A 19707-nucleotide genomic window follows, 5' to 3' on the forward strand; every position below is an offset into this window, starting at 1 on the left:
ATCAGTATGGACGGCCGGGGCGCCTGGCGGGACAACGTGTTCGTTGAGCGGCTGTGGCGCAGCGTCAAATACGAGGAGGTGTATCTGCGGGCCTACGACAGCGTCAGCGACGCTCGCGCCTCGATTGGCCGCTATCTGGACTTCTACAATTGCCGCCGTCCACATTCGAGCCTTGACGGCAGCACACCGGATCAAGCCTACTTCACCCCGCTGCCGCTCCGCACGGCAGCCTAACCCCGGCAGAGGCTCCACTTATCGACGCGGATATTCTGTTCAGACAACCGGGGCCAGCTCACAGATCAATCTTTTGGCGATGAGCGCCAAGATGATTTCCAAGTCGGCGAAGCACCTGAGTATAGCGCTTAACCGTCGTCGGTTTTGGGTTTTTCTGAGCTGCATATTGGGCAATCGCCTTATCGATAATGTCCCGATGTTCTGCAGAGAGATGGGGATGATAGTTGCGGCCGCCACCGGAGACAGGACCCGGATCGGGTGGGCGCGCCTCCGCCAAGTTCTGCTCAAAGCCCTCTTGCCCGGCATGCCCCCCTGCGGCTCTTCCAAGACCGCGTGCTGCACCCGGGACCAAGCTGTTACATTGGATGGATCGAAATTGTACGGGTCCACGATAGCCTCACGTCCAAGAAATCAATTGAGCTGATCCTATTATGGATAGGCTTTCCAGAAGCTGACGAGGCCGTCGCTCGCAAAGCAATGCATCGCCACATCGGCAAAACGACCGACCCGCGGCTCTCAATCGTCGCGGGGCTTCATGGGTTTCAGGGCCCGCCTTGCTCTCGGCCGATGAAGCCTTCCGGCGGCATGGGAACCGACGACTCGTCATTGCTTTGCTTGAAACGGCATACCGGCGGCCCCGCACTTGTCCGCGGTCGATCTTCTCTCCCGGCTGGAAGCGTCTGCGCGCGGTCGGTTGAGCGGCCATCAGCGACGTACCCTGCAGTGATTGCTGAAGTATTGGCGATCAAAGGCCGCTCGACGGCTCATAAGCACCGCAGAGATCAAACTAGCGGTCCGAGCTTCATGTTTTAGGATCTAATCTCGACAGGTTATTTCGTCGAACACCGCAAGCCGTTCGCTCGCTACGGCGCTCTGGAGGGCGCGCTTCGCGAGCGGCTTGCTCGACTCGCGGCAGCTGATTCAGGAGAGACTACCGTGGGCTTCCGGCCACAATATCGACAAACAAGGAGTTCGTGAAGTAAGCGTAGATCGGATCCCGTTTTGACTGGCGCTTCACCGTTATATTAGCCCGCGCGCCGCGCTGACGCGCCTTCCACTTTCCGGACAATGCGAAGAGATCGGCATCACTGTCCGCCAATGAAGTGGCGATCAAATCTATGGGCCGCACGGGCGCACATGGTCCTGTTCGGGAGAAGACGGCTCACCCTGTGACATCGAGGTATTCGACATCGCCCGACCCAACCGCCGACATCTTCCGGAGGACGCGACCGAGGGCATCGGGTAACAGTGAAAGGCCGTTCGTTGGCCTGGTGTCCGATCACTTTCGAGCTTGATCGGATGCGCCCGGCTGTCATCGAAGTCTCGGAGGTAAAGGATCATCTTTCGTGAATGATGTCGCAGAGCCGGGCCTTGCAAATATCGATAGGCTTCTGCTGACATCATCTCGCGGCACATATTATATGTGAGTTTCACGACCTCTTTGAAGAGATCGGCTTATGTCTATGCTTGACCATACTCTTAGGTCGGACGCCCGCTGGACAGATGGGTGGCTTCCAGTCAGGAGGGCCACCGGCCGCTTTCGTTTTTGTGAATCGCGTCGGGTTCGTCAGCTTTCGGAAAGCTAGTCATTCTACAGTGACGTCGAAGTTAGCGGCTCGTGGTAGGGACAGCGCTTGCCCTGTGTATGCGTGGGGCTTTTGGGCGCCGAGTCACGTTTCTGCTAACTTCAACCAGTGCGGGCGTGGCAGCGACAGCGTCTGATTCACCGTCCTGACCAGCGCCGAGTCGCGCCCGCGCTGCTTCCGGTGTGGCACTGGGGTCATATGTAAGCCCTCGGATCTTCCAGAACTAATAGCCAGCTCCGGAGAGGGGATCCAGGCCGTAAATTCGAAAATTGTTGAAGGACCTTGTAGTCGGCTCGCCCAAAAGCTTGCCCGTTAGGCTTGAAACGAACACAGTGCATAGTGTTATCAGTTTCGGTTCCGGTGCTGAGATCTTCAACCAGAGCCGGACCTCAGCGAAAGCGCAATGACGAGGACAAGCACGGATTGTTGCCGAGCTCGTGGCGAGCGTCGACCCGGTCGTGCGATGGTGCGACGGCACGCATTGTCGTTGACAGCAGCTGTTTGGCTGGCGAGGTCAGTGGAGAAGCGGCCGGTGACGATTCTAAAGCAGACGAAAATACAACTGGTGCCGATTGTTTTGGATGCGTGATGCCCGCCCTTAGCCCTTAGCCCCGCGCGCAAGAGCTAAAGGCGTCGAAACCCACACGAGGAGCTTAGCCAACTTTCAGGAAAGTCTAACGGGCCGCCGGTCCTGCATGAGTTGCAAGCGCAGCCCATTCAGACTTTGACGCGCCAGCGCACGAGCTCATCAATCTGAGTGACCGACCAGCCTCTCTCTGAGCATTTTCCCCTTGCTGCATTACTTCCAGAGAGCTTCGGCCGAGCATGGCCTCCAACGTCCGAAGGGGGCGCTGTGAGCTCTGCTTCACGTCGGGCGCGCGTCAGGGCGCCACAATCCATGTTTCCTGCTGTAGTTGCACTGCCGGACGCGAGGCGGATGTCCGGCATCGACCGCGAAAGGATCCACTCGCGGGCCTCGGCCAAGTATGTTGCAACCTCCCAAACACTCACGTCATCCTTAGTGTGACGACAGTCGATATATCATGTCGGTTCGGGTTCCAGTAGCGGTAGGCGAGACTTTTGAACAACTCACCCATCTGATCTGAGCGAACAGTAAATTCCCCATAGTTGGGATCAAAGAGGGTCGTCATTCCATTCGATGTCGACGTTGCGATTGTGTGGGCGCCACCTGCGGCGAAACGCAAGCTGACCAAGTAGATCGACCGATCGTCGGCGACCTCATTCACGATCTGGTCAATGCGCGAAGATGTACCAAATCTATATCGCGTCTCTTGGGCGAACGGCTCTAGACCGGCTTCGCGTAACATCGTCCTTTTTGCCTGAAGGTTGTGGGACCCTTCCGCCCTATTCCTTCGCAACAGACTCTTGAGGTCTTCATACCGCTGCTGCCGGATTGCCGCTGAGCTGTGATTTTGAGTTCCCGGGCGCAGCGCCGTCATCCGGGATGATGGGCTGCTCGGGAGATTGAGGAGCCACTCCGCTGCCAATCCAACGCAGATTCCGTCCACATTGGCCTCGGACAATTCAGCAGTCCTGTATTCGAAGAGAGGACGAATGGGCCTCGCGGGAGAGGATGGATTTGAGCTGGAGGACAGAGAAGATGTGCTGGGCTCCAAGGTGCTTGGACTATAAATGACTGCATCTGAGGTCTGTGGCTTGCTGCAGCAGAGCCCCATTTTGTCGGACAATTCCCTAGATGGCGGGCTCTCCCGTTGAGCGAGATCCGTCAATGCTTGAGCAAATTCGTAGCTGTCCGCCGATCCACTCGGTTCGTCAGCTTGATTAGGGCGTGTGGATCGGTCACTAACTCGATTATACATGCCGCCTCGCCTGCTTCTTCAGCCTACGTTTCCTCAGAACGAGCGCGGGCTGCTTGCACTCTGCTTGTGAATGATCTCGCGGCAAGCTGACGACGAGCTGACAACCAGATAACTTAGCGAAGCTACCGCCCCGCGCCTAATTGGTGTCTCGACGGTCTCTGCTCACGGGCCCCGCTGCAGATGCGAGATTGTGGCCGACGAGCTGATGACTGTCGCACAGCGACGGCAGGCCCGACCTTCTGCAATTCCGGATGCGGTCAGGGTGATGGGGCAAGAGCGCCTTCGTCAAACTGAATTCGACCGTCGCCTTGAACTCGATCTCACAACCATCGCATTACGCCGCCGGTCGGCACACACTTCTCGTTGCAAAGAGTGCGCAATTCGCATCGTCGGATCGCCCAGTGATGTCTTGTGAGGATCGTCGGCCCGGCGAGATGCTGTTGTTGCCGCCGAACTGCGTTCAGCATGGCTCCGCGATCTTTACCGGGACCAGTGCACTATTAGCTTCTCCTACTCGATAGTAGCAAATTCGGCTCAGCCCCGCGCACGGCTACGACCAATTGGATCCTGGACATACACACGCTTTTGGCGCCTCAGTTCGGCGGCGCCGAATCGGTGCTTCTGCAGCCGCTCGGCGTCACCTTCCGCTTGGGTTCCTAACTCAGCTCATCATGGTGCAGCGCTCATCCGCGCGAACAACATTGCTGCGTCTGAGGGCTCTAGTCCAACGATGCCTACAAAGCTCGGCGGCGGCATCGGGATGTCCCGATGCGTGGGTCTCCACAGGTGAAGGCAATATCGGCTGTTATTCACATACTGCGAATATGGCGGATGCAGTTGCATGACGCACTCCTCTTCATCCCAGAACAGGTCTTTTACAAAGCACATCTCTTCCCAATTCGGACAGCGCCGCGGCGTCGAGACTGCAACATGCTCCCAGCCAGGACGAACAAATCCACTTATCTTTAGCTCACACCCGCAAGGCCCCTGCACAAGGAAAACGCCGCAAGGGCCTGATCCCGGAACCGTAGCGAACCGGCCGTGTTGCACGCGGCCGGCCTCCAGCTTCTCTATCAACTGCGCTCGCACGCCCGCCCCTTTGCCTTTCGGAGGTCATTGAAACCGACGCAGAGCACGTTGTCTCGCAAAGCGCTACTATACCGCTCTTCAGAGCACCATCTGAGAAAGCCGCAGATGTCCATCATCACTCGTTCTCCTGCTATACTCTTCTAACGATCGCATCGTGCGCCGAACGCTCTCAGGGGCCACTGATGACGTGAGTACGAGCGGTAGCACATCTGAGCGAACCCGAATCAGTCCGCCGACGCACCTTCCCGCTCATAATACAACTCTGTCATCGAGCCCCTCTCATGCCCAGCATCTTACTCATCGATGCCATCCAGTGTTGGTCGCACATCGCCGAATAGAGCGCGCATCAGCAACACTTATGTCTGCCATCGCTCTCCCCGCGCTTCAAGCAAGCGTTAGTGCGCATTCATGTCATGGCCGCTTGAGCACAAGAAACTGGCGGCACCTCCTCTTCAATGAATTGGTCGGCATCATGGCATTCTCTCTATAGCGGGCTTTGACATGTACATTCCATGATGACTCGCAAAGCCAGTGATGGCTCCAGCTGAACCGACGATATTACTGCTTGTGAGATCGTACCTGTCATTCACGGCTTTCTCGCCGGGTCTGAACAGTGGCAATCCGCCCATCTAGGTGAACATGATTGAAAGACCGGGCGTCGAACCGGCCTGCGGCCCGAGCCGCGTACGCCTGGCATGAATCGTCCTTGAACCGACGACATCTAGCGGATCGTTGCCATCTCGGCCTCTTGTCGTAAGCTAGCGGTCAGAAACAACGATTAGTGGATCTCAATCAGGGCGATCGTCGGCCGCTCTTCACGCGACACTACGATGCAAGTCCGAATTCATTGCTCACGGTATGGCGCTCGCGATACGCTCAGCCTTCTGTCGCTAATGCCGTTGTTGTCTTTCGGACATGGACGTCGCGAATCCGACATCTGGCAGCGGCTCTGTGTCGAGAACGTCCGACATACGCGCTTTTGTCGGCATCAAAGCGGTCCTGATACTTCTGCGTCGTGGCATGTAGATTGCTGCGGTGACGGAAAGCGACCCTAACTGTACCGACCATACACGAGCCTACCATCGGACGGAGGCTCGCCGCGCAACAGGCAACATTCCGATACTCTCCTTATGCAAGATGACTGCGAACTTCTGAGTGGTACGAGGTATGCAAAGCCCGGCATTTTTCTTTCGGTCGATCAGGGCGACGTCTGATGAAATGACGCATTGGCGCGCACCAAAGCACCCGCCGACCAAGCATTACGGCGCCGTTTGTCGCTCCCGGCAGCAAAGGGGGTGGAACCTTTGGCCACTGGCCGCACTCCTCATAAATGCGCTGCTTTGGGCCGGACTCTGCTGGATCATCGCAACGTTCTTCTGAAGTCATCTCGCGGATGGCAGAGGCGCTAGGGCTTTGCGACCTCTTCGCATGCCGCGACCGCACCGCATGCGCACGCATCATCAATCGGACGTGCCCCCTTTCACACTTGGTTCCGGCGCAAACTTCGCGGGACTACCTGGAAATCCGCCCCTCGGGCGAACGCAAAGGAAATCTTGAGGCATGACGCAGATATCTCGAGTTGGCGAAACTGATATGCCATTGCAGCCTCGACCAAGTTCCACGCACTGACCTGTAACAGCTGAACGTTCCGACGCTGATGGCATCGCGGCGTCCGCGTTTACTGCGACGCATTGACTGCAAATTGAGGTCCAGGCTGCGCATTTTCTTATGAGGATTAGCTTTCGAGAAGCTGACGAAGCAAGTCGGCCTGAAGGAGCGTTGGGCAGGCGGACTGCTCCGCCATATATGTCGCGATCCGGAGCGCGGCACAAGACCGTCAGGATGCCCGCCCTACGGTGCCCCTCAACGTCCCTTCCAGGCACTGACTTGCTTGCTGAGCGACATTTGCGTGGCATTGGGTCCGGTAGCGACCAACAGGTTGGCGTCTTTTGATGATCTGTGGGGACGCTTTACAGCTCTTCCTCATGCCATGGATCGTCCTCGTCTTTGTGCATCTGCCACACGTGGGCGCGCCGAGCCAGCTTGTCGTATTCCACGGCAATTTTGAGCAGCCTGTCTTTAGCTTTCCCGTCGCCGAGCGCCTCCGCTTTCTTTCGCGTTGCTTCCGCACGGCCTCGCCAGTGCTCGGGTTGGTAGAGTTTACTCTTCGGATTCATGCCGAGAGCATGCAATTCGCAGATCAAAGAAATGCGACACCGGCGCTCCGTATAATCACGTAGCAGCGACGCTTGGAGCCTCGGGTGCCGAGGCGGCAGTCGCCATGCACAGCCGCTATTCTGAAACACCACTGTGCGCGTTGCGGCCGAGGCTCGTACGAAGAACGCACAGCCCCGACATCATCAGACGATCAGACGCACGAAGGGGCTTGAATCGCACGTAGCGTTAGATTGTACGATCCTCGACAAGCCGCAGCCACCTCCGACAATCCAGCCCGTTCCAGACACGTCAAGAGAATTGCGAATGTTTCAGATATCTAAACTCACCTGGCGCGACTCGATCAGGACGCTACGATCCTCAACGAGCATCCTCGTCCGCGCTGCGTCGGAGCTGCTCCTGTCGCGACTGGACGAAATCGCGCGTTTCGAGCTCTACACGGCAGGCGCTCCACCCCAGCGGAACGCCAGACGGAGACTCCATCCCAGATAACCTTACCCAGCGTCTTCACATATCTCTGAACACAGGCGCGATTACAGCAAACGTAGTCTCGTCGCGCGCCATCATGGTTCGCTAACGATCGAATGCATCATCAACAGTGGCTTGGGCGCACCTGCGCTTTTGCCTGCCCTCTCCCTGCGTCGCGATAGGGGCATGCCCTTCCCCCGGCGTCGCGCCGGCTACGGCGTCGGTTGGCGGTTGGCTGAGCCAGAGTACCTCATGTCAGGCCCAAACAGTGCCTCGCGACACCCAGGCATGCACCGAGTCACTGGAAGCTCCAGAATGATCACTTGCTGGGCCAGCTCAGCCGCCAGTGCTTCCACTCTTCGTGGTACTCCGCCACTAGGCAGGTGTCGCTTCTGTCGTGCCGGACGGAGGACCAGCACCGCACGGACCGCAAAAGCGGAAGAACGAGCATGCCGGCACCTTCCTTAAGCAGTTCAGCCTGTTTCTCGGCGGACAGGTCACGTTGCGCTTCGCGCAGGAAGAACAATAACGCAACCAACCGGACTTGAATGGATATCATGACTCAAAATCAACGAAGTCATTTGGCTTCGCGCCTCACAATCTCCCGCTGCGCCATTGCTCTTGTCATCGCAACAGCGGTAATCTCAGGGCCGGTCAACGCGGGCGAGGAAACGCCGACCGCAGAAGAGAAAGAGGCTTGCATGGAGGACGTGTTCCGCCTTTGTAGCAGCCACATACCAGATCGCACCGCTATCACTGCCTGCCTCAGATCCAAGCAAGCGAGTCTCGGCCAGCGATGTCGCTACGTGATCTCCGTGCGAGACACTGGCAAGAAAAGCAGCGACTCGAGGTGAATGTGGCGGCCTGTTCGTTCGCCTATCCGCGGAAGTGATCGCAGCGTGACCTGCAGGACACCCGCGGTCAGGCGACGCGCATGGCCGCCTACAATTGCCCAACGCTCTGGTTCAGTCGCGCTTGTCGAGATAGGCGAATGCAGGAATTGCCCTTCGATACGTTCTGATTGCCAATAGGGGTGCGGCGTACGTTATCAAAACGCTGCACAAGCTTGAAATCGCTCTGCAATCCTACCATGAGGTTGATGCGGGGCCCGCTCTTCGAGCGCGACTGTTCGGTGCAGCCCGTTTGCAGAAGTTCATCCAGGACCTGCACTTTCGCAGTCCGACATTGTCTCAATTGGGCATGCAATCGAGCTCACCCCTGCGCGGCGGCTCCGATACGCGGATATGTCCCGACCACCGGCAAAGTACTTCGTCTCGAGTATCCGGATGGCCTATGGATCGACAGCGGCGTCATGCAAACCGGCACATCACGGCGTTCGATCCCATGCTCGCCAAAATCATCATTCCACCGCAGAGGCTGTTCTGAAAACAGATCGCCTCGACGCGCCACAGCACGGCGTATTCTGCTGTAAGGCAGGACCGAACATGACCGGGCCCACGCGGGCGGATCAACGGGACGCGTCCATCGCTCTGGGACGGCCACCTTCATTTACAACCAGGTGGGGTTATTGTGTGGAGCCAGCTAAGATCGGGCTCGACCTACCCAGCACGGATAGCCTCGAAGCAAGGTAGAGGAAGCCGCTTCCACGGTTCACCACCGCGGCCGGCGACGGACGGCTAAAGGCTTTGAAGGATGCGGTGATCCGGCCGGAACACCGCGGTAAAGAGGCCACTGCGGGCACGAGACAGCGTCATCGGTCCTGTGGCAAACAACTGCAGTGTTCGAACTGACCGACGATCTCCTCTCGACGGCTCCACCGAAATGGAGAGCTTGACCCTCACGTAGCGTCAGGTTGTAGCCTCGCCAAGCATGCCCACACTCAACCGCCTGCCGCCTCAAGCGTCAATGAGGCCATGCCACGTGGGACGGGCGACTGCATCAAGGCAATCGATGCCGGGTGTCTTCAACGATGACTTGCGGAAGAGCTCGAGGTTTGGACAGGAACGTGTAAAGTTCGATGGAAGTGCTTAGATCGATCATCGGCAAAGTTGCCACAGGCGCCACTCTGACGCGTGAGGAAACTGCGTCAGCCTTCGACAGCATGATGTCGGGTTACGCGACTCCCTCGCAAGTCGGCGCCTTGTTGATGGGGATGCGGGTCCGGGGCGAAACGGTCGAAGAAGTCACTGGCGCCGCCTTGGCGATGCGGAATAGAATGCCGCGGGTCGAGTCGACATGCGACCCCGTCGGCCTCGCCGGCACGAGCAAGACCCCTATGCATTCGGTCAACGTGTCGACTTGTGCTTCCTTCATCGTCGCCGGGGCCGGCATTCCCGTGGCCAAGCATGCCAACCGCGGTGCGTCTTCGGGTTCAAGCGACGCAGTCGTGTTGGCGCGCCTCGGTGTAAAGGTTGATCTCAAGCCTGACGCGATCGCACGTTGCGTGCAGGAAGCCAACATCGGCTTCATGTTTGCGTCAGCCCATTATCCGGCGATGCAGCGCATCGGGCAGATCCGGACCGCAGTTGGAACCCATACGACCTTTGATCTGATCGAGGCTCTGTGCAATCCGGCCGGGGTCAAGCGGCAGATCGTTGGGGTACTGTCTCCCGAATGGTTGCAGCCTCTGGCATACGTCTTGAAGAACCTTGGTGCCGAGTCAGTGTGGGTTGTTCATGGCTCGGACGGGTTCGACGAAATAACCCTCACCGGCCCAACGTTTGTTGCTGCGCTTGAGGCAGGTATAGTCCGCACCTTCGAAGTGACCCCGGAACAAGCCGGGCTCCCCCGCTGCCGCAACGACGCGCTGGAAAGCAGCGATGCGGAGACTAATGCCGTTGCGCTGCAAAATGTGCTTAATGGCGTACCAGGTCCATTTCGCGACGCCGCGCTTTTGAACGCGGCGGCGGCGTTGGTCGTGGCTGGGCGGGCCTCGACACTGCAGGAAGGCGTAGCACTTGGACAAGAATCACTTGATCGCGGCGCCGCAGCCGCTCGACTGAAGCGCCTGATCACGGTTTCGAACGCCTGACAGCCGAGCCGGCCGATGTTCCAGTATTGCGACCAGGTCTGCTGCTCACGAGCGCGAAAATATTGGAGCCACGAATGCACGTCACTTCTGCGGGATTCAAGGAGCCTGCGCCGCCAGCGCTCGGTCGAAAGCAATTCGCGCCGAGCACGGGCGCGAGAGCCAACCTCAACGATGAAACCCTGTTGCAGCCCGCGTTGCCGAGGGAGGACCCGCGATGAAACGCGCTGCGCGCCAAAGGAGATGATGATGTCCCGGCAGAAGATTGAAACACTCGGATCTATTGCTGCGATAGAACACATCATACGGAAGTTTCGGGAATTGATCGATACAGATAGCTCGATCCCACCGGAGTTGCGGGGTGCGCTGCACGCGACGCTCGATGAGCATCTTCTCGCGGCAAAAAAACGTGTTCTCCTAAAAGTACATTAGGTGCGCCGATGCCGTCTACATGCGGAGACCCTCTGGCAGGGCGGGCGCCGTTACCGCAATCGGCGTCATCCCGTCCGAAGGGGGCTCAGCGAGATTCCGGCCCAGCTGGTTGAATCGCGACCACGATTCCCTGTGCACTGGCGCGTCGCCGGGCTGCTCAGCGCGGTTCGCTGTTTAAGGAGGCCTGTCGAAACAAGGCGGCGGCAATTCTCAGTTCTGCCGCTGCGATCGCCATCCGGCGTAACCCGCCGAGATATTGCACATCCGTCCGGTCATGACTGTAGCTAATCCGGAGGACATCGAAGTCATACCCGGTCTCCATCTGAGCCTATTCGTCACGCAATTTCGACACCGGGTAACTCATTACAGGCCCCATAGGGATCAAAGTCGTCTCTGGGTGTGGAGACACTAGAAGTGGGGTTCCACAGCAGGGACCAATCATGAGCCACCAGTTCCCTCCTGCGATTCGGGATATGCCATCTATCCAACCGGCAGAGTTCCGCCATGCCATGCAAAGCCTGCCGAGCGGTGTCGCCATCGTGACGACCGGGACGGCAGCCGGACGACGTGGACTGACGGTGAGCTCTGTGACGTCCATCTGCATGGAGCCGCCGTGCCTGGTCGTTGGCATCAATGCCCGCTCCGAGGCACATGACGAGATCCTTGCCAACGGCAGCTTTGGAGTCAGTGTTCTCCGCAGTGACCAGGAGGACCTTGCGCTGCGTTTTGGCGGTGGGGAGGGGGCGAAAGGCGTTCACCGCTTCGACACCGGGGCCTGGGATCAGGGCGTCCTCGATGTACCGCTATTGCCCAACGCATTTTGCGCGCTCGAATGCGTTTTGTATGACCACAAGGCGCTTGTCACACACACCGTCTTTATCGGACGAATTGTCGCGGCCCGACAAAGCGATGGAAATCCATTGATCAACTTCCGGGGCGCACTTCGTACTTTACTGCCAGACTGAGTGCGGTTTTTGCGCAGGCCGTCGGGACAGCGGAATGGTCGATGGCCTCACTCCCTAGTCGCTTCCACGACAGCCATCCAACAATTGCCTGGGCTGCGACTGGTTCCACAGATTAGGCTCGATTGAAAGGTCTCATCAGCTCCGGCGATTTCGGCGCTTCGCCTGTCGAGCTACGCTTGTGCCGGTCTGCGACCTCCCGCGTCGAAACGCGTGCGGGTACCTGATCAGGACAACTGCATAGTCTCCTCGAAACTACCAGCTTTGGTAGATCAGTTGTGAACGACAGGCGAGTAAGCATCGTTGCCGCAGCAGGATCGGGTTCATAGGCACGCCCCGGGTCACAATGGTTGGCGCTTCTCTATATCTTCGGGCTCGATTCCGATGTGAGTACTTGGTGACGTTATGATCTTGCGATGACAAATCGAATTCAAATGCGTCAGACAACTATGTCCAGCAACGCGTTCGAAATCGCCCAGATTCTCGAGGGCATTCGCCGCTGGGTCCTGATCGAATCTCCGACGGAGCGGCCGGATCAGATCAACAAACTCGCTGATGTCGTCGCAGCAGGTTATCGCGACCTGCCGGCCGGTGTCGAGCGCGTTGCGGGGCGTCACGGCTGCGGCGATCATTTGGTCACCCGCTCTTCTTGGGGGCAGGGCGTACCGGGCATTCTGGTGTTGAGCCATCTCGACACAGTTCATCCGATGGGATCCATCGAACGGCTACCCTTCAAGATCGACGGCGACCGTGCGTTCGGCCCCGGCATCTACGACATGAAAGGCGGTGCCTACCTCGCCTATCACGCGTTCCGGCAAATCTGCGCCGATGATGCACGCCCGCCGCTCGGCATCACGCACCTCTACGTCTCGGACGAAGAGCTCGGCAGCCCAACCTCGCGCGCGCTGATCGAGGCCGACGGCCGCAAGGCCAAATACGTACTGGTGACCGAGCCCGCTCGGGACGGGGGCAAGGTCATCACGGGACGCAAGGGCGTTGCGCGCTTTGACGTATTCATCAAGGGCGCTCCGGCGCATGCAGGTACGCGGCCCGAGGACGGCCGCAGCGCGATCCGGGAACTCGCCCATGTGATCCAGACGCTGGAGGCGATGAACGATCTCACGCGCGGTATCACCGTCAATGTCGGCGTCGTCCGCGGCGGCACCAGGCCCAACGTCGTCGCGGAACTGGCCTATGCGCAAGTCGACGTGCGCGTCCCCACCATGGCACATGCCGACGAGCTGGTGCCGAAGATTCTCGGCATCACCTCGCGCTCCGACGGCGTCAGCGTGACGGTATCAGGCGAATTGAACCGTCCGCCATATGAGAAGACCAGCGCCGGTGCTGCACTTTACGCACACGCCAAAACGCTCGCCGCCGAACTTGGCTTCGAGCTGCTCGACGCGTTCAGCGGCGGCGGCTCCGACAGCAATTTCACCGCGCCGCATACCGCGACCCTTGATGGCCTTGGCGTTGACGGCAAGGGCGCGCATACGTATCATGAGCAACTCTACATCTCGTCGATCGAACCTCGCGCGCGGTTACTGTACCGCCTGTATCAGACGCTGCGATAATCCTGACGCCAGGCGAAGTCAGTGACGGCGAGGTGCGTTTGATGACGGCCGCCGGCAATCGCAGGACCGTTCCTCGCCCACCCCCACGGCGCCTACAGTCTGCGCCCCCTCTCGCCGACTCATCGAAAACCATCGGTCGGATGCCGGATTTGCCATTGCCAAATCATAGAAGTGACTGAGCTATCCAATGACGGCAGCGGAGGTCAGGCGGGCAATCGGCTGCAAAGGGCGCGAGCCCTTGGTCGCGAAAGGGCGAACGTTTCCGAGAATGGGCTTATCGGCAGCGGCCCTGATCTCAAAGGCAGGCGAACTTTCTCGACGCAAATCGCAGCGCTGAATGCGTGCGACACCAGACCGGCCGGCGAGCCGATTTAAGAGCTTGGCCACGTTCACACAGTGCATAAAAGGGCTTGAATCGGACGTAACGTTAAGTCGTACGGTCTTGAGGTGGGCACCTGTCTCGGTCTGCTGCCAAAATCGTGAAGGATTGCGAATGTCTCAGCTGGTCAGATCCTCGTCTCCATGGTCAATCATGATCATCATCCCCGGTGGCGCGGCGGTCGGAATGGTTCTGCAGCCAGTCCTAATTGTGGCGCGATGGCTCGAACGTAGCTTTGAAAGGCTCTCCATTCCGAAAGCGAGACTACGTGGCTGTTCTGGCCCGGGGCACCAGAGAGCCGGCGAGGTCAGAGTTGAGCGACGTAGACCTCCATCCGACCCCCTAAGTCGGGGACGCTGCTTGCCGAAGCTGAACAAAGCCCCTCCTCTGGCGCGACACCGCGCCAAAATCAGTTCGCCGAACTGGCTTTCCGCTCTGTCACTGCTTTCTCGTGGTGGCAAGGCATGGCGATCGCGCAAAGGTGCGACAGATGGCTGGGCTGCGCAGGTTTTCAAGGAGCCAGAGCTGCAATTGTCGCTCCGCTTGGCCAGCGCGGCATCGCAAAATATTGCTTGGCATTATGGAGCAGCAAGTTGAAAGAGCCCGACGGCCTCAAGAAGGTCCTGTTGATCGACCATATTGAAGGCCAATGCCGTTGCATCATCGGCTTCAAAGATGGAGATGCCAGAGAGGCCTATATGTGCGGCGAGCCTGTATATCAAAGACGCGGCAAGAAATTGTCTTCGTGGTGTTTCTATCACCACGGACAGATGCACACGACCGTCGCCCAGCAGAACAGAGAGAGTGATCAATCGGCCGAGATCCCTCAAGTAATATCCATTGTTCGCACCCCATGAGAACCATCATCCCTCCAAGGCCGTCTGATCATAGCCTGTATAAATGCCAACCGAATCATGTCATCGGAGACTCGCCAAGCAATTCCGGGTTGCGGCGGAAACCACTCCCTGCAAGCGTACTATGCGGGCGTGAGGTGCTTGAATATCGAGTTGAATCTCCGCAGCCTGACCGACCAAAAAGCTGCGTATACTCCAGGCGAAACTGCGATCTATTTCGAAGGGCAGCCTCTCAGCTACGTCGGCCTCGGCCGACAGACTGACGATATCGCTCGCGCTCACCGACCTAGCCTCTCTCGTAGCAGGACGGCGCCAAATCAAGCTTCGCTCAGTGCTCAACATGGCGCAGCAGGTTCACCATTGTTTGCATCACTGCCTGATCGCGCCCAAATGCCCGGAGGTCACGGATGCCGCGGATCCTGATCATGAATGCCGGTACGGCTCAAATGTCGGGCTCCGATCTGACACGAGCTCAACTTTCGCTGGCCGCCAATTCGGCATACCGTTCAGCGTGGTTTGCTCATGAGGGTGACCTGATAGTCTCCCCGGTAGTCATCCCCGCGGATCTGCTATCCTTCATTGGCGCGACGCTCAATTTCGACGCATCGAGTCTCTGTCTGCTTGTACCTCAAGGCGGCAACCAATCGCCGGTGCTTGATGATTGCGCACTCCTGTCCAAGACTGTTGTTGAGCGAATCAACAGACATATTCGTCAGAAATCAACCTGGCGATTGTATCCCTGCTACTCTACTGAAGGCGTCGCACGCCTGGCGGCCATGCTTGGCATACCGCGGACCGGCGACGACTTCGCTCTGCAGCGAGGGCCTGATCTGTTGAACCGCAAGAGCCACTTCCGTCAATTGGCGACAAGCGTCGCACTTCCGCTGCCAAATGGGGCTGTCACGACGGACTCAAACGAACTCTTCAGGGCGGTCACTTCCCTCAGAGCTGAGACCGGCAGCGTCATTGTAAAGCTGGACAATGGAGCCGGTGGAGTCGGAAATGTCATCCTGACCGGCAACGAAAGCGATCCACTACCTGGGGCAAGAGATACCCGGCGGATTCCATGGCTGTCGTTTGATCCTGATGCGCTTTGGTCTGAGATGACAACGGCATCGTGTAAGACGCTGGTCGTGGAGTCGTACCACCTAGCGAAGTCTTTGTTCTATCTCGAGTATGAAATCGAGGATGATGGTTCAATCGTTTTTATGAGCAGTGGAAACATACGTCTGCGTAAAAGCGCCGACCGATCCGAAAGAGCTCTGATCTGGACAGGACTTGAGCTTCCAAGCGACCTGAGGAACGAGCAATGGTTGACTGCCCAGGCGCATGCTTACCGATTTGTGGCGCTTGCGCGAAACCTGGGATATCGCGGAATGATCAACATTGACGCCATTTTCGCTACTGACGGACGGTTGCTTTTTAATGAAGCGAACGGCCGTTGGGGTGGCGGCGCGGTGTTACACAGCATTGCCGTCCGGCTGCTGGGATTCGACTATTCCGGTTGCAACGTTATTTTATCCGTAAGAAATGTTCGATCAGGATCCCTCCAAATAGCGCATGATCGTTTGGTCAAGGAAGGATTTCTGTTCGACCGCACACGCAAGGAGGGCGTGATCCCGCTTGCCGCCGACCAAGAGGCTGGCACGGTGGAGTGCCTTGTGATTGCGCGCGATAGGGCCGCGGCCCGCGATCTACAGCACCGCCTACTGCGAATGGTTTGATTGAGATCACAGCGACCATATCTTCAATCGCTCAATTCATCTCAACTTGTCCCTGCTTTCGATCACGCGAGGTTATCTGACGACGCGATGTGAATGTTTGCCTCGTCTAGCTCGAGCTCCGTCAGCCCTAATCGGGACCATCCTTAAGTCGCTCCTGAAGTCCCGAATGGCGATGAGGTGCTCGAGGTGCAGCGGCGCATGGTCTGGCCGCTCGGCCTGCGCCAATCGTCCAATCAGCGCTGGCGTCGCGTCTACCCTGGGTACCCCTATCCAAGCCGTTCTGCTGCTGCAAACGATACTGTTGGAAGACTGGGCGGAGTCATAGTGATAGCCAACCGGTGCCGGTAGGCACTCGCTGGTTAACCAACAGAAGCGACCAGCAGGCGCCGCCGCGAGTGACGCCCGCATCGTTCACAGGCATGAACAGGAATTGGCGGTATCGTTCGCATCCTGATCATTGACGATCTGCTGGAGGTTTGTACGCGCTCGCTCTGGCTCAGGATCGAGCGCAGCAGCTGGGCTTGCGCGGGTTGGACGAATCGGGTCTGGGCGGCGAGATCCGGTTCGTTCCAAAGCAACTCTTCTTCCACATGCTCATCGCCCCGGCGCCTTTTGCCGGAGACAGTCTGAGCACAGTATGCCAAGCTCCCCCCTCTCCTGAGAGCTCACCCTTGGCAAATTCATTCGAAAGCGATCTCAGCCACCCCACCTCATGCGTCAGCGGTAGAACTTTCGATGATCCGGCGGTTCGCGCCGCTGCGTTTTGAACAGAAGTAGACCAGCGATCGGCGCTCGCCGGACCGCACAGGCTTCACCTCGTGCCGGAGCTTACATGTGGTGACAAGCACAGCGCCAAATGGCGGTCTGAATACCTGGTGTTCGTACCCGCTTGGATATACCACGAACTCCCCCCCCTCGAAGTCCCTCGCCAGCTGCACAATGACCGCGTACTCGAAATCCGGATCGCTCGCAGCATCCAGATGAATGCCAACAAACGAACCAGGAGGCATCCGATGCATTTGGCATCTGCGGATCACGTGATCCGACGTGGCCCCCAAGATCTTTCTTATCGCGAAGCTGCGGTCTTTCCTTTCAAGCAGTTCCATGATCTGCCGTGGAGCTGCACCGCTCACGTCGCTAGGAGCGCGGCCGGGCGGGTCTACCCTCACGCGTTTGACGAAAACATTGTGCGAGTCGCCGGCATCTCCCTGCCTCACTTCTTCTTCGGAAATCTCAGCCTGCAGCTGATCGATTTTGGACAAGTCATCTTGGGTGAACAATATCTGGGGGCCGATCACGACCGTCCCCTTTACCAGCAGTTCTATGCGGTATTTTGTCAAAGCTTCTTCTGAAAGAAGACGAGATTTATGATTCATTGCGCGCGCCATTCGAGTTCACTCCAGGGTTTTATCTTCGACGCAGGACTGAAGGTCCTGGTGCATCGAGCGGAAGGCTTGGTCCCAATGCTCGCCATCGAACTCGCTTATTGTTATGCGTTCGATGGCCCCCTTATCGAGGCATCGAATATTTACGCTGAATCCGGCGGGGTTCGAGCGCGGCCTATAGAATGGCTTTACGCCACAAACCCGGCAAAACGTGTGCCGAGCGATGTTCTTATTGAACTGATACGTCGTGAGGAATTCTTCGCCACACTCGATGCGAAGCTTGTTGCCGGGTACGAGCAAGTGCAGAAATCCAGACATTTCGCAGATTGAACAGTTGCATCGAACTGCAGATAGCTCTCGCGGTGCTTTGACGTAGAACTTGACAGAACCACAATGACAACGGCCATGGTGCTCGACCTCCGAGTGATCATCTCCCTTCAGTGAGACAACTCGGCGCAGATCGCGGCACCACTGTAGGCTGAGCCGATAGGCTCGATCGAATTCATCTAAAAAGCGGTTATTCCTATCAGCCGGGATAAGTTCGCCAATCAGCCGGCCTGTCATTTCTCCGTGGTACTTCTCCGCAGGATCTTCTCCGCCGACGTGGCTGCGGAAGTACTCAAGATCGTCAGGCCGCGCCTTAAAGGTTTTGACCAGAGTGGTCCATAGCGACTCGATCATGTCCGCAGCATGTAGCTCAAAAGCGACCATGTAGGCGCAACGTACTAAGGGATCTTTCGATGACAAGCCGGCATAGAGACAATGCAGGTACCGCTTGGTCGTGGCGCTGTAGTTGGGCCGTATTGCTCTGCCGAGTAATTGCGACGCATCCTTTCTAAGCAGGTTGGAGTGGAAGTTCTCAGTCACCAGAATGTCGGGTAGCGCCGCCTTGCCGCCCTGGAGAATTTGGCCATAACCGCCCGTCTCATCCCAACAGATGAAATTTCCAACCACGCTGGTCAGTTCAATGTCCCTCGGAATATCTCGATTGTGATTCATTGCATCGAAAATGAGATCCCGTTGCGACCCCGCCTGCAGGTACGGGAACGCCTGTGACATCGCCAGATAGTCAGGCAGCAGGCGAGCGACCTGGTCCTCGGACATCTCCGCAGCGAACGGGTGCGGGCCGAACAGGGCTCGCGCTTGCTCAGTCAAATACTTGCAGCATATCTGCGGAGACTGATCGGGTGTCAATCGAGACGTTTGAGATGTCATGTGACCCCTGGGATGAGGAGAGAGCGGTCTTTGACCGAGCACCGCGCCAGCTATTGGCCACCGCGAGTTCGTTGGTTTCGATGGGCTTGTCTTCGCGTTCACCATCCAGGCGACATTCTTGGTTGCGCCTTCGCGGTAGCAGACATCGGCATGTTCAGTGCTGCTCACCCGCATCGAGCGGAGCACGTAGATCAACTGAGCGGCGGCGATCAAGACGGATTCCGGTCCACGAAACGTTCGATGCCGCGAATTTCCGGGCCGGCCATCATACGCTTTCAGCGTCATGGTGAGATATTACGCCGCGCAGGCCCTCGCTGTTGCTGCTCCTGCCAGTCGATCGAACCGCTATGAGCTTCGTACAGCATTGCAAGGATTGTCCGCATCTACCTGGCTCGCTGCTGGCCGCCACGAGATTCTCAAAGAGACCGACGCTATGTTTCACGTTCGCGAGTGCCACCACGATGTCTTCTTGCACGCTTACAGCAATCACCGTGCCAACTCGTACACTCGCTCCAAAGATTTTGAGCACATTGACAAAATCGCGACCGACTCCTCGTCGCAAGTGTATTGAACCTGACAGCGCTTGTATGACTGTCGGACACCAGACGGCGAAGAGCCCACTCCACTCACAATGGTTAATGAGTATAGGGATACCGAATCGCGGAGATTGGTCCAAAGTGCCACAAAGGTCGGCTTCGCGCCTTGAACACCGCGACAAGCGCTTTGGGGAGTGGGCGCTAGCATGGTGATCCCGCTCGCTGACGTAATCCATCTTCGCTCGCGACAACTACGCGCTAAGC

14 protein-coding genes are annotated in these 19707 nt (G+C 57.9%); 7 read left to right on the plus strand and 7 right to left on the minus strand.

Annotated elements, in window-relative coordinates:
• On the plus strand, nt 1–234 hold a 234-nt coding region (locus E4K64_RS34595), incomplete at its 5' end, for an integrase core domain-containing protein (RefSeq protein WP_135161597.1).
• Nucleotides 235–292: 58 nt separating this feature from the next.
• Here E4K64_RS34595 and E4K64_RS34600 read toward each other — a convergent pair.
• The 5 genes from E4K64_RS34600 to E4K64_RS40705 all read right to left on the minus strand — a co-directional run bounded on the left by E4K64_RS34600 (nt 293) and on the right by E4K64_RS40705 (nt 7952).
• A complete protein-coding gene (locus E4K64_RS34600; protein WP_135167350.1) occupies nt 293–511 on the minus strand; it encodes a hypothetical protein in 219 nt (72 codons plus the stop codon).
• Nucleotides 512–2827: 2316 nt separating this feature from the next.
• On the minus strand, nt 2828–3661 hold the full coding sequence (locus E4K64_RS34605; protein ID WP_135167351.1) for a YopT-type cysteine protease domain-containing protein: 834 nt from the start codon (nt 3659–3661) through the stop codon (nt 2828–2830).
• 669 nt (nt 3662–4330) lie between these two features.
• On the minus strand, nt 4331–4750 hold the full coding sequence (locus E4K64_RS41960) for a DUF7694 domain-containing protein (RefSeq protein ID WP_126262060.1): 420 nt from the start codon (nt 4748–4750) through the stop codon (nt 4331–4333).
• Nucleotides 4751–6720: 1970 nt separating this feature from the next.
• Nucleotides 6721–6927: a hypothetical protein gene (locus E4K64_RS34615; protein WP_205680571.1), complete on the minus strand. Its 207-nt coding sequence runs from the start codon at nt 6925–6927 to the stop codon at nt 6721–6723.
• A gap of 785 nt (nt 6928–7712) precedes the next feature.
• Nucleotides 7713–7952, minus strand: coding sequence for a hypothetical protein (locus E4K64_RS40705; RefSeq protein ID WP_164719141.1), 240 nt, complete (start codon nt 7950–7952; stop codon nt 7713–7715).
• A 1419-nt stretch (nt 7953–9371) separates the two neighbouring features.
• Here E4K64_RS40705 and trpD point away from each other — a divergent pair.
• The 6 genes from trpD (at nt 9372) to E4K64_RS34655 (ending at nt 16307) form a co-directional block, all read left to right on the plus strand.
• Nucleotides 9372–10385: an anthranilate phosphoribosyltransferase gene (trpD, locus tag E4K64_RS34630; RefSeq protein WP_126262062.1), complete on the plus strand. Its 1014-nt coding sequence runs from the start codon at nt 9372–9374 to the stop codon at nt 10383–10385.
• Between the two features lie 246 nt (nt 10386–10631).
• Complete coding sequence (locus E4K64_RS34635) at nt 10632–10814, plus strand: hypothetical protein (protein ID WP_235884872.1); 183 nt, start codon at nt 10632–10634, stop codon at nt 10812–10814.
• A gap of 440 nt (nt 10815–11254) precedes the next feature.
• Nucleotides 11255–11779 (plus strand): flavin reductase family protein, encoded by a 525-nt coding sequence (locus E4K64_RS34640; protein ID WP_235884873.1) that lies wholly within the window; start codon nt 11255–11257, stop codon nt 11777–11779.
• Between the two features lie 431 nt (nt 11780–12210).
• Nucleotides 12211–13350 (plus strand): M20 family metallopeptidase, encoded by a 1140-nt coding sequence (locus tag E4K64_RS34645; RefSeq protein ID WP_235884874.1) that lies wholly within the window; start codon nt 12211–12213, stop codon nt 13348–13350.
• A gap of 843 nt (nt 13351–14193) precedes the next feature.
• Nucleotides 14194–14586: a hypothetical protein gene (locus tag E4K64_RS34650; protein WP_126262064.1), complete on the plus strand. Its 393-nt coding sequence runs from the start codon at nt 14194–14196 to the stop codon at nt 14584–14586.
• Between the two features lie 404 nt (nt 14587–14990).
• Nucleotides 14991–16307, plus strand: coding sequence for a preATP grasp domain-containing protein (locus E4K64_RS34655; protein WP_126262065.1), 1317 nt, complete (start codon nt 14991–14993; stop codon nt 16305–16307).
• A gap of 710 nt (nt 16308–17017) precedes the next feature.
• On the opposite strand, the gene E4K64_RS34660 is transcribed toward E4K64_RS34655, so the two are convergent.
• Both E4K64_RS34660 and E4K64_RS34665 read right to left on the minus strand, forming a co-directional pair.
• Nucleotides 17018–17695 carry a 2OG-Fe(II) oxygenase gene (locus E4K64_RS34660; protein ID WP_126262066.1) on the minus strand — a complete coding sequence of 226 codons (678 nt, stop codon included), beginning with the start codon at nt 17693–17695 and terminating at the stop codon, nt 17018–17020.
• A 6-nt stretch (nt 17696–17701) separates the two neighbouring features.
• Complete coding sequence (locus E4K64_RS34665; protein WP_235884875.1) at nt 17702–19120, minus strand: GFA family protein; 1419 nt, start codon at nt 19118–19120, stop codon at nt 17702–17704.
• Nucleotides 19121–19707 lie beyond the last annotated feature (587 nt).

Origin of the sequence: Bradyrhizobium frederickii (genome assembly GCF_004570865.1) — a bacterium.
In the GTDB taxonomy this organism is placed as follows: domain Bacteria; phylum Pseudomonadota; class Alphaproteobacteria; order Rhizobiales; family Xanthobacteraceae; genus Bradyrhizobium; species Bradyrhizobium frederickii.